The organism is Roseibium album, from assembly GCF_001404515.1.
Classification (GTDB): domain Bacteria; phylum Pseudomonadota; class Alphaproteobacteria; order Rhizobiales; family Stappiaceae; genus Roseibium; species Roseibium album.
In genome coordinates this window covers 664,254-683,841 of the sequence record NZ_CXWE01000004.1, presented here as the reverse complement: position 1 = coordinate 683,841, position 19,588 = coordinate 664,254, and the positions used below count along the sequence as shown (strand labels likewise).

Genomic DNA, 19,588 nt, shown 5'->3' with positions numbered 1-19,588 from the left:
TTTTGCGCCGGCCCCGGATCCTTGTCATGGCGTTCAAAAGCCTGAGTTCCCGCAGTCCCGGCAAGCCTGCGCCCGTCGGTATGACACGACACGCGCCCCTTTTGGGCATCGCGCTGAAACTCAGCTCCACTTTTACTTTTTTTATCATGGCGACAGCCTTGAAGATCGCCGCGGAAGACGTGCCGATCGGCCAACTTGTTTTCGCACGGAATTTCTTCGGGCTCTTTCCGGTGCTGCTCATGGTCGGATTGCGGGGTGAACTCGGACTTGCGTTTCAAACCAAAAATCCGAAAGGCCATCTGACGCGGGCTGCCGTCGGCCTCACGGCCATGGTCTGTTCGTTCACCGCGCTTTACCTGCTGCCACTGCCGGATGCGACGGCGATCGGTTTTGCAACGCCACTCTTCGTCGTGGTGCTGGCATTCTTTCTGCTCGGAGAGCAGGTCAGGATCTACCGCTGGAGTGCGGTCGGCGTCGGATTTCTCGGCATATTGATCGTCCTGTCGCCGCATCTGGGTGAAGACGAACTGGACAGCGCGTCGACGTACGGGGCTCTGTTGGGCATCATGGCAGCCGGCTGTGCGGCGCTGGCGATGATTACGGTGCGTAAATTGTGCGAGACGGAGAGGACGTCTACCATCGTCACCTGGTTTGCAGCGTCTGCCACGGTCCTGTCCTTGGTGACACTACCACTCGGATTTCTGCTGCCCGGTCAGGCGTGGATCGTGCCCGACCTGAAAACAGCTGGTCTTCTGCTGCTGATCGGCCTCGCCGGAGGCGTCGGACAGATCCTGCTGACACAGAGCTACCGCTTTGCCGATGCCTCGACGATCGCGCCGTTTGATTACGTCAACATGCTCTGGGCGATCATTGTCGGCTGGGTGGTCTTCTCCGAAGTGCCGGTTCCGCAGGTGATCGCCGGCGCCCTGATCGTTATCGCGGCGGGCGTCTTCGTCATCTACCGAGAGCACAAGCTCGGTCTCGACCGCACCAAATCGCGGCGGGCCTCGACGCCGTCACGATCCTGAGCCGAATTCGGCCGTTGTCTGCACCGACTGGTTTGAAATCAAGCGGCCCCGGGTGTTTTCCCTGGCGTCGAAAATCGCGTGGTGCTTTCCCGGACCTGATCCGGGATCATCAAATGCTGTTGTTTGTGCCCGGCTCACGCGGGAACAGCGAGACTGCAAACAAGCGCGAGCCTCTGTATTTTATCTGAAGGTCAGGGCCTGATGATCATCAACCCTGGTGTTTCAAGGCATCATCCAACTTGACGGATCCGGGTCCCGGCCATGTCAAACCGGGAGAACAAGCGTCGGATTGAATGATCTGCTACGGCTTGTACTGGTAGGTCTCGACGGAGCTTTTCGATCCATCAGGATAGACCAGCTGGACACTGATTGACTGGGTCGATCCGGCAGGAAGCTCGATATAGGGCTTGTCCTTCAGAACGGCGTTGGGATTGTCGGGATCGCACTCGTCCAGCTCCCACATCTGGTCGAGCTGTCCATCGTTCAGTCCATAAAAGACAAAGTCGATGCCGCATTTCCACGATTCCAGATGGGTGAAGTAAATCAGCTGCTTGCCCTCCCAGTCGCGGAATGCCACCCAGTTCGCCTTGGTCACATCAAGGATCTGCTTGATCTGTTCGGGCGGCATGCCCTGCGCGGTTGCCTGGCCGGAAACGGAAAGTGTCATGATACTCAAGCTTGCTGCAAGCGCTGATGAGGTCAGAAATCGCATTTGTCAGCTCCCGTGTGGAGAGGAATTGGGGTGCCTTAGAAAGCCTTGAAGGTAATAATGGTTTTTGTGTCCTGGATTCCGCCGATCGGATGAACCTTTTCATTGACGAAATGACCGATATCGGCGTCGTTGTCGACATAGAATTTTACCAGCAGGTCATAGTCGCCACTGGTCGAATAGACCTCGGAGGCAATTTCCGCGTCTGCGATGGCATTGGCAACCTGGTAGGTCTTGCCCAGTTGACATTTGATCATCACGAAAAACGGAACCATGCGTCACTCCGGCGATTTGCTCGTAAAAGGAATACCCAAGGACATCGCCCATCTTCCCGCCGCAGTCAATTGCCGAAACAAGTTAGGGACGGTTCGGGACTTGCATTCGGAAACCGGGCTTGATAGCAGTCAGACTATCTCATGGGGGTGCCCGACGAAGACCGATCGGGCTGAGAGGCAAAAGACCAACTCCTTGAACCTGATCCGGTTGGTACCGGCGGAGGGATTTGAGATGAAGATCTTAGAGGCGCAGGGCCTCAAACCTTCCTTTCATCCCTTCGAATTGAAACTTCCGAGTTCGGAGGAGTTGCATGAGCCTGTCCGTTGCCGCGTCCACGCAGTCGTTGTCCGCAGAGGTCGTTTTCGACCTTCTCCAAAGGGTCCGCCAAAAAACGCCGCGCGTTCACACCATCACCAATGCCGTCGCGCAAACATTTACCGCGAATGTGCTGCTGGCAATTGGTGCCGTTCCCTCAATGACAATCTCCAGCGAGGAGGTGGCCGGATTTGCGTCGAGTTCGGATGCGCTGCTTGTCAATCTCGGCACGTTGGATTCAGCCAGGCGAGAGGCCATTCCGATCGCGATCGAGGCGGCCCGGGCCGCCGGTCGTCCCGTCAGTGTCGATCCGGTCTTTGTCAACCGGTCTCCCGTCCGATGCGCCTATGCGCGCGAGCTCATGGCATTCAAACCCGAACTTGTGCGACTGAACGAACCCGAATTGGCTGCGCTGTGCCCGCAGCGGTCGGATGTCGAGGCACTGATCGGATCCGGTACCGTTCTCGCCGTGACCGGCGCTGAAGACAAGATCGAAAGCCAGGGTGAGGACTTTCGCCTGCAAAACGGCCATCCGCTGCTGGCAAGAGTTACAGCAACGGGCTGTGCCGGTGGTGCGGTGCTGGCGGCCTTTGCGAGTTTGGAAAGTGACATTGCCCTGGCCGCCGCCGCCGGTCTTTCGGTCTTCAATATTGCCGGTGAAATGGCAGCGGAGCGGGCAGGTGGTCCGGGAAGTCTCGTGCCGGAGCTGCTGGACGCGCTCTATACGATGACATCCCGCGATGTCGAGATCAGGCTGAAGTCGGTCTGAGCCGTGTCTTTAATGGATGTTTCAATTCAGGAGGATCCCATGACTGCTATCGCGGTAACCATCGCAGGGTCGGATTCCGGTGGCGGCGCCGGAATTCAGGCAGATCTCAAGACATTCTCCGCCAACGGTGTTTATGGTGCGAGCGTCTTGACCGCACTGACGGCACAGAACACACGTGGCGTCAGTGCCATACAGGACGTGCCGCCGGAGTTTGTTCGGGCGCAGATGGATGCGGTCTATTCCGACCTCAAGGTCAATGCGACGAAGATCGGCATGCTTTCCGGATCTGCGATCATTGAGGCTGTGGCTGCCGGGCTGAGAGCCCATGCAACAGGACCCGTCGTGCTGGACCCGGTGATGGTCGCGGCGTCAGGCGACCCTCTGCTTGCCGAAAGCGCCGTTGCAAGCCTTCTTTCCGTGCTGGTTCCGCTCGCCGATGTCATTACGCCGAATCTGCACGAAGCGGCGTGCATGCTGGAAGCGCCCGTTGCCGGCAGCGAGACCGAGATGTTGTCGCAGGCCGAACAGCTTTTGCGGCTTGGTGCCAGATCGGTTCTCTTGAAAGGTGGACACGGGACCGGCGAGGACAGCACGGACCTTTTCCTGGATACCGGCGGAAATGCGATCTGGCTGCGCGAGAAAAGGATCGCAACGCAGAACACGCACGGGACCGGCTGTACATTGTCCTCGGCGATTGCCGCAGGGCTTGCAACAGGGAACAAGCTTGAAGACGCGATTTTCGGCGCCAAGCGATATGTCCACGGGGCTATTGCCGCTGCTGACCGGCTTGATATCGGGGCCGGCCATGGTCCTGTTCACCATTTCCACCAAATCTGGAGCAAATGAGATGTCTGACAAGGGCCTGAAAAGCGACAAGATCGTGAGCCGGAGAACCTTGCTGGGAGCATCTGCGGTTGCCGGCGGGGCTTTGCTGACAGCTCCGGCTCTTGCGCAGGAAAAGACAACGATCGAATGGAAGATGGTGACGTCCTGGCCGAAGAACCTGCCTGGGCCCGGCGTGACCGCGCAAAGGATTGTGGACCAGGTGGCGAGAATGTCCGCTGGCCGGTTCCGCATTCGTCTTTACACAGCCGGTGAACTTGTGCCAGCGCTTGGCGTGTTTGATGCGGTTTCAGCGGGCACGGCCCAAATGGGGCATACGGCCTCGTTCTTCTGGCAAGGCAAGATCCCCGCGTCCGTGTTCTTCACCGCAATTCCGTTCGGGTTGCTGCCTCATGAACATATCACCTGGATCGAAAGAGGCGGCGGGCAGGCGCTCTGGGACGAGCTTTACGAGCCCTTTGGTGTGAAACCTGTCATGGCAGGCAATACAGGTGTGCAGATGGGGGGCTGGTACAAGAAAGACATCAACGGACTGGATGACCTGACCGGTCTGAAGATCCGCATGCCTGGTCTTGGCGGGGAGGTGATGCGCCGCCTGGGCGCAACACCCGTCGGCTTGCCGCCGGCCGAACTGTTTCAGGCACTGCAGTCCGGTGTGCTTGATGCCACCGAGTTCCTCGGGCCGTGGTCCGACCGGGCCATGGGTTTCCACAAGGTCGCCAAAAACTACTATTCGCCCGGTTTTCACGAACCGAATGGGACCGGGGAAGCGCTTTTCAACAAGGTTGCCCTTGATGGTCTCCCGGACGAGTTGCGCGCAATTGTTCTGGAAGCATGCCGTGCGGAGAACGGCCGTGCCCTGGCTGAAAGCGACTGGGAAAACGCCGGTAGCCTGAAACTGCTTCAGGACGAAGATGGCGTCACAATCAAACCCTATCCCGACGACGTTCTTCAGGCCTTGCGCACGACCTCGGTGGCTGTTCTTCTGGAATTTGCTGAAAAGGACGCGCTCAGCAAGCGAATCTACGAGAGCAATGTTGCGGCCCGCCAGCGGCTGGCTCCCTGGAGCGATGTCGCAATGCGCCGATTCATGTCGGCACGTGATGGCAACACCTGATCCGGGATTTCTTGCCGCCGATCGCGCAACCGGTGTGTCAACATCGTTGCTGGCATGCCCTGTTTGTTCCCGGCGGGTCAGACAGCGAGCGATAATTCCTGTCGGTCTGCACCGGTCACCGGGGCACGAGTTTAACGGGCTGTCCGATTAATTGACAGTGTGTCAGCGCCTAGGTGTGATCTGGCAGGGCCTCTGCCGTTGGGGTATGTGTGGCAATGCAGCAACGTTCACGGAATTAGTGACGTTAAAGGAAACCCGTTGTCGTTTGCCTATTTTTTGTGCATTTTTGCGAGGCTGTGTCGTTCCCATGACATAGACCCCTGGAACAAGACCTATTTACCTACTTTTACCGAATTCCCGAAGCGTGTTTGTCGAAACAGTAGAATATTTTGCACTGCAACATGAAAACACATCGCCTCAAGACGGTAATTTCTTAGCTTGCAACTGAACCCTGTCTTGGAAATCCTATCCTTCGAAAAATGATTTCCTCCATTTGGAGGGGGATGGGAGAAAACACCATGACATGGGCTAATAAAAAGACGTTTCTGTTTGCTTCCACTGCTATTGCTCTTTCCATAGCGGCAAGTGGGGCACACGCGGGGGCCTTCGCGATCCGCGAGCAGAGTGCATATTTTCAGGGGACATCCTTCGCGGGATACGGAACGTCGGGCGAGACGATTTCGGCGATGTACTGGAACCCGGCCTCACTGATCGGTGCTCAGCAGGGCTGGAGCATGGAGGCACATGGATCGCTGATCATTCCGAATTCCGAAATCAACGGCACGCTGACCGGCGGCGCGGTCGGAACATCCTCGATCGGTAGTGGTGATATCGGTTTGGACGCCTTCGTGCCGGCGACCTACATTTCCTACAGACCCGATGACAAGTGGGTCTTCGGTGTCGGTATCAACTCACCGTTCGGACTGACGACAAAACCGAACCAGAACTGGGCGGCCCAGTTCTATTCCCGCTCTTCAAGAGTGTTCTCGATCAACGTCAATCCCAACGTTGCCTACAAGATCAACGACATGTTTGCCGTCGCGGTCGGTTTCCAGGTCCAATATCTGGATGTCAGCCTGAAGTCGGCGGACGCGACGTCCGGCGCAGGCTTTCCCAGATCCAACGAAATCTCGGGAGACGGGTTCGGTGTCGGCGTGACGGCAGGTGTCACAATCAAGCCGATCGAGGGCACAGAGATCGGTATCGGCTACCGGTCAGGTGTCGGGCATGACCTGAGTGGGCAGCTTTTCGCGGGCGGCACGAGGGCGGGCATCAATCTTGGCGTGGTAACGCCGGATATGGTGAACATTTCCGCCAAGCAGAAGATAACCGACAAGATTCGCCTGCTCGGCACGGTCGAGTGGACCAACTGGAGCCGCCTGAAATCTCCTGTCGCGACCTCGTCCATTACCGGTTCGACGCTCACCACGCTTCATTTCAACTATGATGACGGCTGGTTCTTCTCCGTCGGTGGCGAATACGACTACAACGACAAACTGACATTCCGTGCAGGTCTGGGTTATGAAATCTCGCCGATTGACGAGGCCATTCGGTCAACCCGCCTGCCGGACAACAATCGATGGTGGCTATCTGCGGGTGCAAGCTACAATTTCAGCAAGCACATCGCTTTCGATCTTGGCTTTACCCATATCATCACGGAATCGACGGGTATCAACATCGACTCGAGCCATCAGGACTTCAATGCTGCATTCGGCACCTACAAGGCCGATGTCGACAGCAACGTGAACATTCTCTCCGCATCGCTTCGCTACAAGTTCTGATACGGTGATGAAACACGCAAAAGGGCCGGGAGTTTCCCGGCCCTCTTTGTTTTTCTGGCAACGTTCAAAACGCGGCTGGGTAGAGCCCGCCATCCATGAGGATGTTCTGGCCGGTGATATAACCGGCATGCCGAGAGCACAGGAATGCGCATGCCTGTCCGAATTCGGCTGCATTGCCGAAGCGCTGCGCGGGAATTTCGGCTGCCTGCTGAGCGCGAATCTCCTCCAGGCTTGTTCCGGTTTGCTGGGCGGCACGATCAAATCCACCCTTCAGCCGATCCGTATCCATCTTGCCCGGCAGGAGATTGTTGATGGTGATACCGGATGGGGCAAGCTGGCGGCAGACGCCGGCCAGAAATGCCGTCAGGCCGGCCCTTGCTCCGCTCGAGAGGTCCAGCCCTTCGATCGGCATTTTCACCGACAGCGAGGTGATGTTGACAATCCGCCCGAAGCCGCGCGCCTTCATGGCAGGTGTGACTGCCTGGATAAGTTCGATCGGCGTCACGAAATTCTGGACCGCACCTTCCAGCAGTGATTTGCGGTCAAGTTCCGTGTAGTCGCGTCTCGGTGGTCCACCATTGTTGTTGACGAGAATATCCGGCTCCGGACAGGCTGACAGGAGAGCCTGTTGTCCTTCCGGCGTCGATACATCCGCGGGCACACTCACAACGGAGACGCCGTACTTTTCCGTCAGGGCTGTGCGCGTTTCTTCCAGAACCGCTTCGTTGCGGCCGTTGAGGACTATGTCACAACCGGCTTCGGCAAGGGCTTCGGCGCAGCCTCTGCCCAGGCCGCGGCTTGATGCACACACGATCGCTTTTTTACCGTTCAGACCCAGATCCATAGCTTGTCTCCACTTTTGCCGTCGAACCAGATGTGCGCCGACCGGCAGGAATATTGATCAATCGGGTGTGGAGTTCGGGAACTCCACGGCAAGTCATCTTACCTGTCATAATATTGATACCTGAATCGCGTCTATAGCGCTTCTGAAGGGAATGTGGAGAAATACCATGTCTGCTGCAGAGACGTCGCGTCACTACCGGGCCCTGTTCATTTCAGACGTTCACCTTGGCACTCGCGGCTGTCAGGCCGAATTGCTGCTGGGATTTCTGAAAGATCATGACGCCGAGACCATTTATCTGGTCGGCGACATTGTCGACGGCTGGCGCCTGAAACGGTCCTGGTACTGGCCGCAGCTTCACAATGATGTCGTGCAGAAAATATTGCGCAAGGGCCGCAAGGGTGCGCGGATTCACTACATTCCCGGCAATCACGATGAATTCCTGCGTAACTTCATCGGAACTCACTTTGGTGGTGTGGAAGTGGCGGACAGCTTTGTGCATGAAGCCGCCAACGGCAAACGCTACCTCGTTATTCACGGTGACCAGTTCGATGTCGTCATCCGGCATGCCAAATGGCTCGCCTTTTTTGGTGACAAGGCCTATGTGACCGCGCTCGGAATCAATACGTGGATCAATTTCCTGCGCCGCCGTATAGGCCTGACCTACTGGTCCTTGTCAGCTTGGGCGAAGCTCAAGGTCAAGAACGCCGTCAGTTTCATCGGCCGTTTCGAGGAGGCGCTTTCCGGTGAAGCGCGCCGGAAGGGTGTTGATGGCGTCATATGCGGCCATATTCACCACGCTGCCAATCGGGATATGAATGGTATTCACTACATCAATACCGGTGATTGGGTGGAAAGCTGTACAGCTGTCGCCGAACACCACGACGGGACGTTTGAGGTGATCCGATGGGTGGACAAGACCCAGGACGGGATTGCACCGGCCAAAGCCAAGGAAGCGCCGGTCGCAGCATGAGTTCCATCCTGATCGTGACGGATGCCTGGCATCCCCAAATCAATGGCGTTGTCAGGTCTCTTGAGCGTACCGCGGAAGAGCTTGCGGCAATCGGCACAAGGATCGAGGTTCTGTCGCCGCAAGCTTTCAGAACGCTCCCATGTCCGACCTATCCGGAAATCCGTCTTTCGTTGACACATCGGGGTATTGTCCGGCGCAAGATCCGGGAATTCGACTGCGAGCACCTGCACATCGCGACAGAAGGCCCGCTTGGCATTTTGGCCGCCAGCGTCGCGTGCAAGGCAGGGCTGCCATTCACGACCAGTTATCACACGCGCTTTCCGGAATACGTATCGGCACGCCTTCCTGTTCCCCTGTCGTGGTCCTACAGATGGTTGCGCAGGTTCCACAATTCGGGATGCGGGTGCATGGTGGCGACCGGGTCGCTGGAAAACGACCTGCGGGCTCGCGGATTTGCAAACCTGATGCGTTGGTCCCGCGGGGTTGATGAGGATCTGTTCAAGCCGTACGAGGGGACAGTCCTCCCAGCAGATCTGCCGCAGCCGGTATTCATGTATGTCGGCCGTGTTTCGGTTGAAAAGAACATCAAGGCTTTTCTGGACCTGAATTTGCCGGGGTCCAAGGTGGTCGTCGGGGGTGGGCCGCAACTGGAAACATTGCGACGTGACTATCCTGGTGTTCATTTCACCGGAGCCAAAACCGGTGAAGACCTGGCACGACACTATTCCGATGCCGATGTATTTGTCTTCCCGTCGCTGACGGACACGTTCGGCAACGTGCTGCTGGAAGCTTTGGCATGCGGTGTCCCCGTGGCGGCGTTTCCGGTGATGGGGCCGATTGATGTCATTGGTGATACAGGGGCCGGAGTTCTGTCTGAAAACCTTCAGGAAGCTGCCGAAGCCGCATTGGAGATCCCGCGGGATCATTGCCGGAAAATTGCCCTGAACTACACCTGGGCAGCGAGCGCTCGGCAATTTCTGGACAATTGCATCGAGGCCCGCGACCGGCATAACAGCTTGGAAAGAGATGCCAGGGCTGCCGAATAACGTCTTCCACCGATACCTTCGCATGGTGGTGACCGGATGTGTCACCGGAATTATGTTGGGGTTGTATTGAGTTGACTTTAAATCCCATTTAGTCATCGGGGTGGAACGAGTTATTTCAAGGTGGATGCCAATGACCGATGCCGTTGTTCAATCTAGCTCAGCCGAGATGCAGAACCTTTCAGGCAAGGCGGTCACTTTCGAGGACGTCGAACAAGCGGCCGGCCGCATCAGGGGATACGCCGTGCGCACACCCTTGTTGCAGCACCCGGCACTGGACGAGCGGGCAGGGGCAAATGTCCTTGTGAAACCGGAAAGCCTGCAACGAAGCGGGTCATTCAAGTTTCGTGGCGCCTTCAATTGCCTTAACCTCATACCGGAAGAGGAACGCACGAAGGGTGTGGTCGCGTGTTCGTCGGGCAATCACGCTCAAGGAGTGGCGGCCAGTGCTCGCATTCTGGGCATCTCCGCGACGATCGTGATGCCGGCTGATGCCCCAAGGGTCAAACTTGATCGTACCCGGGATTTTGGGGCGAAGGTCGTTACCTATGACAGGGCACACGAGGACAGGGACAGGATTGCCGCGGAGATTTGCGCGGAAAATGATGCGACATTCGTGCATCCTTTCAACGACCCGGCGGTGATTGCAGGACAGGGAACCGTCGGTCTTGAATTTGCACAACAGGCTGATGAACTGGGTCAGAAGCTCGATGATGTGCTGGCTTGTACGGGCGGTGGCGGACTTTCCAGCGGAATAGCGCTTGCGCTCGCGTTCAAATCTCCTTCAACCCGGTTTCACACTGTCGAGCCGGAGCTGTTCGATGACTACAAGCGGTCGCTCGAAGCTGGTGTCCTCTTGTCGAATGCAGCCAGGTCCGGATCGATCTGCGACGCGCTGCTTTCGGAAACTCCCGGAGAAATCGGTTTTTCCATTCTGAGCCAACTTGCCTCTGAGGGCCTGACAGTGAGCGATGAGGAAGTGCTGGAAGCGGTTGCCTTTGCTTTCAGGGAACTGAAGCTCGTTGTCGAACCCGGCGGTGCGGCAGCGCTCGCAGCCGTTCTATCCGGGAAACTTCCAGTGGAAGGCAAGACAATTGGTCTCGTGATAACCGGCGGGAATATCGATCCGGACATGTTGTCGAGGGCATTGTCGCGCTGACAATTGGATTGCAGCCTGGATCCGTACGGGCTTTGCCTCAAGAGATTGAAAAAAACGAAGCTTTCTTGCCGTTTTCTTAAGCGTCACCCGAACGAAAAAGAGCGCAGCTGCCAGCTGCGCCCTTGTTCAGTGATCCGGAAATGAAATCAGTTGAAGAGGGCCTGACGTTCGGCTTCCGAGAGTTGCTGAAGAGGATCGGTGGCAGCATCGCCTTCCACCGCGGCTTCGTCTTCCGCCGCTTCCTCGGTCAGCTCCCAGGTTACGTCGGCCTCCGCCTCAGCTTCGTCGTCCACCACAGCTTCGTCTTCGGTCACGTCGACTTCACTGTCGAAGAGTTTTTCGATAGCGGCTTCGTCCAGCATGGCATCCGGGTCCGCATTTGCAAATTCGTCAACTTCGTCAACCGGATCTTCGTCTGCGGGGTCTTCGTCTATCGGGTCTTCTTCAACAGGCTCTTCGTCGACCGCATCCGCAGGGGCTGACGCAAACATGTCGTCGATGGCTGCAGCGTCCATCGGCTCATGGCCTCCGGCCATGATCGCGTCGACATCGGTTTCAGTGGCCGCATCATCGTTCTCGGACGTAGCGGATGTTTCGGACGTGACGTCCATACCGGTTTCTTCCAAGGCAGCGTCGAACACGTCGTCGCTGACGGACATCAGTTCATCGACACTGTTCTGGCACACACCACGACCGGAACTTTGAGGACCGTTCAGAAGATGGGCATCCGGGCGCGTATCGACCGGACCTGCAGTGTCTTCGGCCTCCATCTCCTCGATACCCCAGATGCCGATCATCAGATTGATGCGGCTTTCCAGGTAGCGCAGCACCTGGACAACCTTGTTCGTGCGCTGGCCGGTCAGGTCCTGGAAGGAACAGGCCATGAAAATTTCGGTGGCTTTCGCATCGATTTCATCACATGCGGCACCGTCGGCCCCGTTTTCCCGCAGCACCCAGGCCTGTTCCTGGATCTGCTCCGCAGCTTCCAGGATCGACTGGGTCGCGCCTTCGGTCTGCGTGACGATCGCGTCGAGTTCGTGAGATGCATCGACGAAACGGTTGCTTTCGTCACCATCGTCCTTGATGTTGGCAATCTCGGCCTTTGTCCGTTCGATGGCCTCGTGCATCTCGGCGATATCCAGACGGATCTTGTCGAGATCGGGTACCGTGCGTTCCCGGGTCACAACTTTCTCAAGCCGGTGAATCGCACCAAGGATCTCCGTTGTTTCCGGAGTCTTGTGTCGGTTCAGATATTCCTTCAGAAACCGACGCCCGCGATCGGATTCCAGCAGGGTCTGTTCGAGAGTGTGATATTCGGCGTCGCCGATCAACTCTGGCTCTTCCTGAATTGTTTCCGTTTTCATATGGGCGCGATTCTCAACTTGCCTAAGGATCGTGTGTTGCCGTAACACGGACAACTTCCCTTCGATCGTAGGGTGAAAATCGTTAACATCCCTTTATGCCGGCGTGGCCTGGAGCCTTGACAATGAACTTATGACAAAAATATTCAACAGTATTAGCGCACGGGTTGCTGCATTGTTTGCATGCCACTTTTTCGCGTTTGGACTTTTTCTACCGTTTTTCCCGTTAGTTTTGGAATTTCGGGGCCTTAGTACAGCTGAAATCGGATTTATACTGGGTGTCGGCACCATCGCGCGCATCGCGGCCAGTCCAATTTTGTCAAATATTGCCGACAGGACCGGTCAGCGACGATGGTCGATCCTGATCTATTCGATAATGGGTGCCGGGTTCATCTCGCTGTTTTTCCTGCCAGGCGGTATCCTCATCGCAAGTATCGCGATGGTTGGCTATATGGTGATCAAGGCCCCGATCCTGCCACTCAGCGATGCATATGCTCTCGATACAGCGCGCAACACCGGAGCAGATTATGCCCGCATGCGGCTCTGGGGATCGGTTGGCTTTGTTCTTGCCAATCTAGCGGGAGGAAGTCTTGCAGCCCAATCGACTTCATGGCTTATCGTCTGCCTGACAATCGCAGCGTCCTTCGCAACCGGCCTCGTCGTCATGTCATTGCCGAAACAGCAACGGGAACACGCCGATACAGTCAATGACCATCAGCTAAGGGTGACACCCTTCCGGAGTTTCTGGTTCTGGCCCGTGCTTGCAGTTCTGGGGCTCTTCCAGGCGACACATGCTGCCTTCTACGGGTTTGGCACGATCTACTGGCAATCGATCGATGTACCGAAGTTTGCCATCGGCGCGCTCTGGGCCATTGGTGTTGTGGCGGAGATCGCACTTTTCACCATAGCCGGGAAATTGTCGCTGCGTTTCGATCCGCCGGTTTTTCTCGTTGTTGCAGGTATTGCTTCGGTCATCCGCTGGGGACTGGTTCCGTTCGCCGATACGCTGCTGTTCATGGGAATGCTTCAGTTGTTGCACGGACTGACCTTTGGAGCCGCTCACCTTGGGGCCGTCGCGATTCTGGCAAAAGTCGTGCCTGCCCGTTGGTCCGGAACGGGGCAGGGCCTGTTCACAGCGTCAATCGGTATTCAGATGGCCGCCGGGATTGCAGTCTCAGGCGCACTTTTTGAAGACAATCCGCATGCACCGTTTTACCTGATGGCTGTGGTCGCCGCCGTTGGAACTGTTCTGGTTCTTTTGCTGACGCCCCTGATCCGCGAGAAAACAAGGCTCGCGGAAGCGGGATAGACTGGTCAACCCCAGAGCGCAGGCTCGGGTGGATAAAGCGTACTGTCGTCAAATCTCAAGCCCGGAATGCGGTCTTGCGACAACAAAAGAGGGCCGTCCAGGTCGACGTAATCGGCGTTTTGAGCGATCAGCACGGCAGGCGCCATCGCAAGCGATGTGCCAAGCATGCAACCTGTCATGACCTTGAAGTCCGCTGCGCGCGCTTCGGTGAGCAGCTTCAAGGCTTCCGTCAGGCCACCTGCCTTGTCGAGCTTGATGTTGACTGCGTCGTATTTTTCCCGGAGACCGTCCAGTCCTTTGCCGGGGGATAGGCTTTCATCTGCACAAATCGCCACAGGTGGCGTCAGCGAGGCCAGCAGGTCGTCATTGCCGGCCGGAAGAGGTTGCTCGATGAGCTGAACACCGGCCGCCGCACAAGCCGCCATGTTCGCTTCAAAACAGCTCTCATCCCAGGCCTCGTTGGCATCAACGATGAGGGTGCTACCCGGAGCGGCTTCCCGAACCGCCAGAATACGTGCGTCGTCCCCCGGACCGGCCAACTTGACCTTCAACAGAGGGCGGTGTGCTGCAGCCGAGGTTTTTTCAGCCATTGCCTCAGGCGTGTCGACACTGATGGTGAAGGCGGTCGTGACGGGATGCAGTGCGCCGAGGCCTGCCAATTCGGCGGCTGATTGACCCGAGCGTTTGGCGTCGAGATCCCAGAGAGCGCAATCGACCGCATTGCGGGCGGCTCCCGCTGGCATGGCGTTCTGAAGAGCGGTCCTGGAAAGACCTGTCTTCAAAAGCGGAGAAATTTCCTCGATCTGGGTTTGAACCGTCTCAAGCGACTCGCCGTAACGTGGATAAGGGACACATTCACCGCGTCCTGATGCTCCGTCTTCCTCAATGGTCACGACGACGACTTGCGCGTGCGTTCTCGTGCCTCGGGAGATCGTGAAACCACCGGCAATTTCATAGCTCTGCGCTGCTACGCTGATAATCCGATTCATGGTGCACCGAATTCTGCGGAGACCTTGTCGACAATCGCTTCCATGCCATACCGGACAGGGTCGGTGGCCGGAAGACCGTGCTTTTCACCCACCTTGGCAAGAAAAGCCAGAGCCTCGTCATCTTCAAGAGCTGCCGTGTTGACCGCGATGCCGATACACTGGATCGCCGGATTGGTCAGCCGGCCCAGCTGGATGGTCGTCTCGATGACCTGCTCGATGGTCGGAAGCGGTGTCTCGACACCGCGCATCTTTGTGCGGGTCGGCTCGTGACAAACAATGAACCCGTCCGGTTGGGATCCATGGAGAAGACCCAGCGTCACACCAGCAAAGGAAGGATGGAACAGGGAGCCCTGACCTTCAACGATCTGCCAGTGATCTTCTTCCGTTTCGGGAGAAAGCCATTCGGCCGCACCGGAGATGAAGTCGGCCACGACTGCATCAAGAGAGATGCCCCGGCCCGATATGAAAATGCCGGTCTGTCCGGTTGCGCAGAAGGAACTCTTGTAACCGCGCTCGGACATGGCCCGGTCCATTGCCAGTGCAGTGTATTTCTTGCCGACAGAACAGTCGGTCCCCACGGCGAGGATCCTTTTCCCCGAACGTTTGGTGCCTTTGCCGGTTGCAAACGTCATGGAGTTGTGACGAACGTCGTGGAGCTGGGCATTGTTGCGGTCTGCCGCTTCGCGGATCTCGGAAATGTCTCCGAGGCGGACATGCAGGCCGGACGCAATGTCCAGCCCCGAATCAAGTGCTTCGACAATCGACGCGATCCAGTGATCGGGAAGTCGCCCGCCTGCGTTCACAGCTCCGATCACAAGTGTCTTTGCGCCGGCGCTTGCGCCTTCACTTATCGACATGTCTGAAAGGCCTGTATCGGCGGCACAACCTGGCAGACGAATCTGGCCAATACACCAGTCTTTGCGCCAATCTACGATGCCAACCGCTGTTTTGGCCGCCAGGGCATCTGGAACGTCACCGAGGAACAAAAGATAGGGACGGGCTATTTCCATGGACAAAGCTTTCAAGTGGCTGCTGGACGTTAAAGTTCTCCATCAGGTATACGGGGGATATCGAACCAGCGGCAAGAGGGCAGCCATCCGGAATGGCATTCTTGGAAAAAAACATCGAGCCGGAGATGAGTCTGGAGGCGGACGGGCCGGATCATCAGTACCTGGCGCTCTCGGGCGACTGGACGGTGAGCACAATCGGCAACGCCGAATCCGGCCTTGACCGGCTCGAAGTTGCCAAGGACCGGCTGACCTGCATCGACGTCTCGAAGATCGAGCATCTTGATACCAGTGGAGCCTGGCTGATCCACAGGACGCGTGGGCGACTGGAATTTGCGGGACGCAAGGTCGGACTGACAGGGGTTACGCCCATAAGGCAGATGCTCTTCGATGAAATCGATCGGCACCATCCACCCAGATACAAACCGGATCGCGGCGGCTTCACGATTGTCGGTTTCCTGGAAGCGACCGGGCGACAGATGGTCGACGCCTACAAAGACGGCCTCGCGATGCTGCACATCCTGGGGTCTCTCGGGCTGGTTACTTCGACCGTGTTGTTCAATCCCGGACGACTGCGCAGTATCTCCATTGCGGTCCAGTTCGATCGAAGCTGCATCGGTGCGGTGCCTATCGTCGCCCTGATGAGTTTTCTGATCGGTGCGATCATTTCCCAGCAGGGCGGGTTCTATCTCAAACAGTTCGGCGTGGATATTTACGTCGTCGATCTGGCCGGTATCCTTATCCTTCGCGAGATCGGCGTCATCCTGACCGCGATCATGGTGGCCGGCCGATCCGGATCGGCGTTCACGGCCGAACTTGGCGCCATGCGCATGCAGGAAGAGGTGGATGCACTGCACGTTATCGGGCTGAGTGTCACGGAAGTCCTGGTTCTGCCACGCATTCTGGCGCTCATGATCGCCTTGCCCATCCTGACATTCATTGCAGATATGGCAGCCTTGTTCGGTTCAGGCCTTGTCACCTGGGTCTATCTGGATATTCCACCGGCCGCTTTCCTCACCCAGCTGCAGGTGGCAATCACGAATGGAACGCTTGCCGTGGGCATCGTGAAGGCCCCCTTCATGGCCTTGATTATCGGTCTCATAGCCTGCGTTGAAGGGTTGAAAGTCGGTGGGTCTTCCGAATCGCTCGGTCGTCACACGACAATGTCCGTGGTGAAAGCCATTTTTCTTGTTATCGTCGTCGACGGCTTTTTTGCCGTGTTCTTCGCCGCCATCGGAATTTGATTGAATTCATGACAGTGACAGATTCCGCAGAACGAGAGACAGACCTGGTGTCCACCGCAGAAGGTGCAGAGAATGTCCTGTCCGCTCGTGGTGTAACCGTCGGCTTCGGCAGCAAGATTGTTCTGCAAAACCTCGATCTCGATGTTCGCCGGGGTGAAGTGCTTGGTTTTGTCGGTGGCTCCGGCATGGGAAAATCGGTTCTGATGAGGACCATCCTCGGCCTCACTCCGAAACGGGCGGGAACCATATCTGTTTTTGGACATGACCTTTCCACGGCGAGTGAGAAGGAACGGCTGACCATCGAGCGGCGTTGGGGAGTGCTTTTTCAGCAGGGTGCGCTTTTTTCTTCGCTTTCCGTCAAGCAAAACATCCAGGTTCCGATGCGCGAGCACCTCAATCTGTCGCCGCAACTGATGGATGAACTTGCGACGCTGAAACTTGAGCTGGTCGGTCTGCCTCAGGATTCGGCCGACAAGTTACCCTCCGAGTTGTCCGGCGGCATGATCAAAAGAGCGAGCCTTGCACGTGCGCTTGCACTTGATCCGGATTTGGTGTTTCTGGACGAGCCGACTTCCGGACTGGATCCGATTGGAGCGGCAGCCTTCGATTCGCTGATCGAAAACTTGAGTTCAACTCTCGGACTGACCGTCTACATGGTCACGCATGATCTCGATAGCCTGCATTCTATTTGCGATCGCATTGCAGTTCTTGGGAATAAACGCGTTCTGGCTATCGGAACACTGGACGATATGATGAAAAATGATGATCCCTGGATTAAGGAGTATTTCAGGGGTGAACGGGCGTTGCGCCGAGTATAGGTTGGACTGAATGGAAACCCGCGCGAATTACATTCTGATCGGTTCCTTCATGGTTGCCATTCTGGTTGCCGCGTTCGGGTTCGTCTACTGGAAGGCCGCAACAGCTGAATCGCGTCAGAACGTGGAACTCATGGTCATCTATCCGGGACCGGTCACAGGCCTTCCGGTTGGAGGGCAGGTTCTCTTCAACGGTATCAAGGTGGGGGACGTCAAGTCGCTCGATTTTGCCCCGGACGATCCGACCAAGGTTGTGGCAACAGTCGGCATCAAGCCGACCACGCCGATACGTGAAGACACCAAGGCAACACTGAATTTCACAGGCCTGACAGGTATCGCCTATGTCGATCTGTCAGGAGGAACGTCCTCGTCACCGCTGCTTCTGGGCAAGGATGACGGCAAAGTACCCGTTCTTTATGCCGAAAGGTCCTTTTTCGACGATATTGTCGATGGCGCGCGCGACGTGTTGAAGCGCGCCGACACGACCATGAAGACCATCGAGGACATTCTTGTCGAGAACAAGCCGCTCATCAATGACACGGTCAAGAACGTAGAAACGTTTTCGGCTGCGCTTGCCGCGAATTCCGACGGCGTGAAGGATTTCATGGCAAGCATCGGCCAGGCATCCGATGCATTTTCAAGCCTTTCCGGGCGTCTTGAGAAACTCGTCGACCAGGGCGAGCGCCTGCTGGCAGCGGTGCCTTCGGACAAGGTGACCGCCATAGTCGATGATCTGACCAAGTTCTCCGACAGCCTGGGCAAGGCGAGTGGCGACATCGATCTCCTCATGTCTGACGCACAAAGCGCTGCGAAGGAGCTGGAAACATTTACCAAAAAGATGAATGACGGCCTCGACAACGTTCAGAAGATCGTTCAGGCGGTCAAGCCGGAAGACGTCGAGAAGGTGATGACGGGTGCCGCGGCACTTGGCGATGTGCTGGAGACGCGGAGCAACGACATCAGCAAGCTGATCACATCGACCAGCGAGACCATGCAGAACGTCAACAAGGTTGTTGCGGTTGTTCAGCAGCGTGAAGGTGCCATTTCCGAGATTCTGGAAGGTGGACGGGACGTTGTGCTGAAAGTCGACGCGATCGTTTCGCGCGGCGTTGAAATCGCCGCGGCCATCGATCCGCTGCAGATCGAGCAGGTTGTCGCATCGGTCAATACCTTCACCACAGGCATGAATGTCTCCTTGCTTCGGGTCGACGAGGTGCTGGCGAGTGTTGATCCCCAGAAGGTCGGCAATGCGGTCGATGGTGTTGCCAGCGTGATCGATAATTTCAACAATCAGCAGAGCCAGATCAACGAGATCATCGCGTCTACCAAATCGACCGTCCAGAATTTCGAGGCCGTGTCTGCCACGGTTCGCGATCAGGATGACCGGATTGCGGCCTTGATCACCGATGTGCAGGCTGCAGCTGAACGTTTTGCCGAAACGCTGCAAAGCGCGGACACGCTCCTGAAGGCGGTGGATCCCGAGAAAGTTGCAAATATCGTCGGGTCGGTCGAAACCACTGCCTCCGAACTAGCAAGTCAGCAGAACGGCATTCCTTCCATTCTACAAAGTGCCCAGAAGGCGGCTGACAATGTTCAGCAGATGACAGCCGATCTTTCCAAGCGCACGCCGGATGTCGACCAGATCATTACCGATGCCAAGCAGATGACCGCAACGTTGAACGCGACCTCTGTCAGGGTCGAGAGCCTGGTGGAAAAAGTTTCCACGATGGTCGACGGCGATGGCGAGGGCTTGATCAAGGAAGCAACGCTTGCGGCACAGGCCATCCGGAAGATCGCGGTTGCCTTCGAGAGCCGTGCAGACTCCATTGCAGGTGGCCTTTCCAAGTTCGCGACACAGGGGTCGAGCGATTTCACTGCAGCTTTGGGACAGGTCAACCGGACGCTGGTTGCCATCCAGCGGGCAGCAGAAAGCTTTGAGCGCAGTCCGAACAGGGTCATCTTCGGGGGCGAGGACGTTCCGACCTATACAGGTGGGCGGCGGCGATGAA

18 protein-coding genes and 1 riboswitch are annotated in these 19,588 nt (G+C 57.0%); of the genes, 12 read left to right on the top strand and 6 right to left on the bottom strand.

Annotation, left to right across the window (positions count from 1 at the left end; genetic code table 11):
* Positions 1-26 precede the first annotated feature (26 nt).
* Entirely contained in the window at positions 27-1,028 is a 1,002-nt protein-coding gene (locus tag LA5095_RS16485) for a DMT family transporter (protein ID WP_104704124.1), read from the top strand.
* A 301-nt stretch (positions 1,029-1,329) separates the two neighbouring features.
* Here the strand turns inward: LA5095_RS16485 and LA5095_RS16480 are convergent, their stop codons facing one another.
* Both LA5095_RS16480 and LA5095_RS16475 read right to left on the bottom strand, forming a co-directional pair.
* Entirely contained in the window at positions 1,330-1,740 is a 411-nt protein-coding gene (locus LA5095_RS16480) for a hypothetical protein (RefSeq protein WP_055116685.1), read from the bottom strand.
* Between the two features lie 35 nt (positions 1,741-1,775).
* Entirely contained in the window at positions 1,776-2,012 is a 237-nt protein-coding gene (locus tag LA5095_RS16475; protein WP_029063142.1) for an Lrp/AsnC ligand binding domain-containing protein, read from the bottom strand.
* A gap of 133 nt (positions 2,013-2,145) precedes the next feature.
* A riboswitch (TPP riboswitch) is annotated at positions 2,146-2,256 on the top strand.
* A gap of 67 nt (positions 2,257-2,323) precedes the next feature.
* Here LA5095_RS16475 and LA5095_RS16470 point away from each other — a divergent pair.
* From LA5095_RS16470 to LA5095_RS16455, 4 genes are all read left to right on the top strand, one after another.
* Entirely contained in the window at positions 2,324-3,097 is a 774-nt protein-coding gene (locus LA5095_RS16470) for a hydroxyethylthiazole kinase (protein WP_055116684.1), read from the top strand.
* A 39-nt stretch (positions 3,098-3,136) separates the two neighbouring features.
* The gene (thiD, locus tag LA5095_RS16465) at positions 3,137-3,943 is read left to right on the top strand and encodes a bifunctional hydroxymethylpyrimidine kinase/phosphomethylpyrimidine kinase (protein WP_055117018.1); all 807 of its coding nucleotides are present in this window, start codon (positions 3,137-3,139) and stop codon (positions 3,941-3,943) included.
* A 1-nt stretch (position 3,944) separates the two neighbouring features.
* Positions 3,945-5,057, top strand: coding sequence for a TRAP transporter substrate-binding protein (locus LA5095_RS16460; protein WP_055116682.1), 1,113 nt, complete (start codon positions 3,945-3,947; stop codon positions 5,055-5,057).
* A gap of 518 nt (positions 5,058-5,575) precedes the next feature.
* Complete coding sequence (locus tag LA5095_RS16455) at positions 5,576-6,838, top strand: OmpP1/FadL family transporter (protein WP_055117016.1); 1,263 nt, start codon at positions 5,576-5,578, stop codon at positions 6,836-6,838.
* Positions 6,839-6,902: 64 nt separating this feature from the next.
* Here LA5095_RS16455 and LA5095_RS16450 read toward each other — a convergent pair whose 3' ends face one another.
* Positions 6,903-7,682 (bottom strand): SDR family oxidoreductase, encoded by a 780-nt coding sequence (locus LA5095_RS16450; RefSeq protein WP_055116680.1) that lies wholly within the window; start codon positions 7,680-7,682, stop codon positions 6,903-6,905.
* Positions 7,683-7,848: 166 nt separating this feature from the next.
* Between LA5095_RS16450 and LA5095_RS16445 the strand changes: the two genes are divergently transcribed.
* From LA5095_RS16445 to LA5095_RS16435, 3 genes are all read left to right on the top strand, one after another.
* Complete coding sequence (locus tag LA5095_RS16445; protein WP_055117014.1) at positions 7,849-8,652, top strand: UDP-2,3-diacylglucosamine diphosphatase; 804 nt, start codon at positions 7,849-7,851, stop codon at positions 8,650-8,652.
* Complete coding sequence (locus LA5095_RS16440; RefSeq protein ID WP_055116679.1) at positions 8,649-9,698, top strand: glycosyltransferase family 4 protein; 1,050 nt, start codon at positions 8,649-8,651, stop codon at positions 9,696-9,698. The genes LA5095_RS16445 and LA5095_RS16440 overlap by 4 nt, the downstream gene beginning before the upstream one ends.
* A 130-nt stretch (positions 9,699-9,828) precedes the next feature.
* Positions 9,829-10,854: a threonine ammonia-lyase gene (locus LA5095_RS16435; protein ID WP_082442442.1), complete on the top strand. Its 1,026-nt coding sequence runs from the start codon at positions 9,829-9,831 to the stop codon at positions 10,852-10,854.
* Between the two features lie 146 nt (positions 10,855-11,000).
* Here LA5095_RS16435 and LA5095_RS16430 read toward each other — a convergent pair whose 3' ends face one another.
* A complete protein-coding gene (locus LA5095_RS16430; RefSeq protein ID WP_055116677.1) occupies positions 11,001-12,218 on the bottom strand; it encodes a protein phosphatase CheZ in 1,218 nt (405 codons plus the stop codon).
* A 130-nt stretch (positions 12,219-12,348) separates the two neighbouring features.
* Here LA5095_RS16430 and LA5095_RS16425 point away from each other — a divergent pair, with 130 nt between their 5' ends.
* Positions 12,349-13,524, top strand: a complete 1,176-nt coding sequence (locus LA5095_RS16425; RefSeq protein WP_055117010.1) for an MFS transporter — start codon at positions 12,349-12,351, stop codon at positions 13,522-13,524.
* Between the two features lie 5 nt (positions 13,525-13,529).
* On the opposite strand, the gene dgcA is transcribed toward LA5095_RS16425, so the two are convergent.
* Positions 13,530-14,513, bottom strand: coding sequence for an N-acetyl-D-Glu racemase DgcA (gene dgcA / locus LA5095_RS16420; protein ID WP_055116675.1), 984 nt, complete (start codon positions 14,511-14,513; stop codon positions 13,530-13,532).
* On the bottom strand, positions 14,510-15,523 hold the full coding sequence (gene dgcN, locus LA5095_RS16415; RefSeq protein ID WP_055116673.1) for an N-acetyltransferase DgcN: 1,014 nt from the start codon (positions 15,521-15,523) through the stop codon (positions 14,510-14,512). Before dgcN ends, dgcA begins: the two co-directional genes overlap by 4 nt.
* A gap of 92 nt (positions 15,524-15,615) precedes the next feature.
* Here dgcN and LA5095_RS16410 point away from each other — a divergent pair, with 92 nt between their 5' ends.
* From LA5095_RS16410 to LA5095_RS16400, 3 genes are read left to right on the top strand one after another with little or no spacing between them, the layout of a single operon-like run.
* Complete coding sequence (locus tag LA5095_RS16410; protein WP_055116671.1) at positions 15,616-16,764, top strand: ABC transporter permease; 1,149 nt, start codon at positions 15,616-15,618, stop codon at positions 16,762-16,764.
* Between the two features lie 8 nt (positions 16,765-16,772).
* Complete coding sequence (locus tag LA5095_RS16405) at positions 16,773-17,582, top strand: ABC transporter ATP-binding protein (RefSeq protein WP_055117007.1); 810 nt, start codon at positions 16,773-16,775, stop codon at positions 17,580-17,582.
* A gap of 10 nt (positions 17,583-17,592) precedes the next feature.
* Positions 17,593-19,587, top strand: a complete 1,995-nt coding sequence (locus LA5095_RS16400) for an MlaD family protein (protein ID WP_055116669.1) — start codon at positions 17,593-17,595, stop codon at positions 19,585-19,587.
* The last annotated feature ends 1 nt before the right edge of the window (position 19,588 follow it).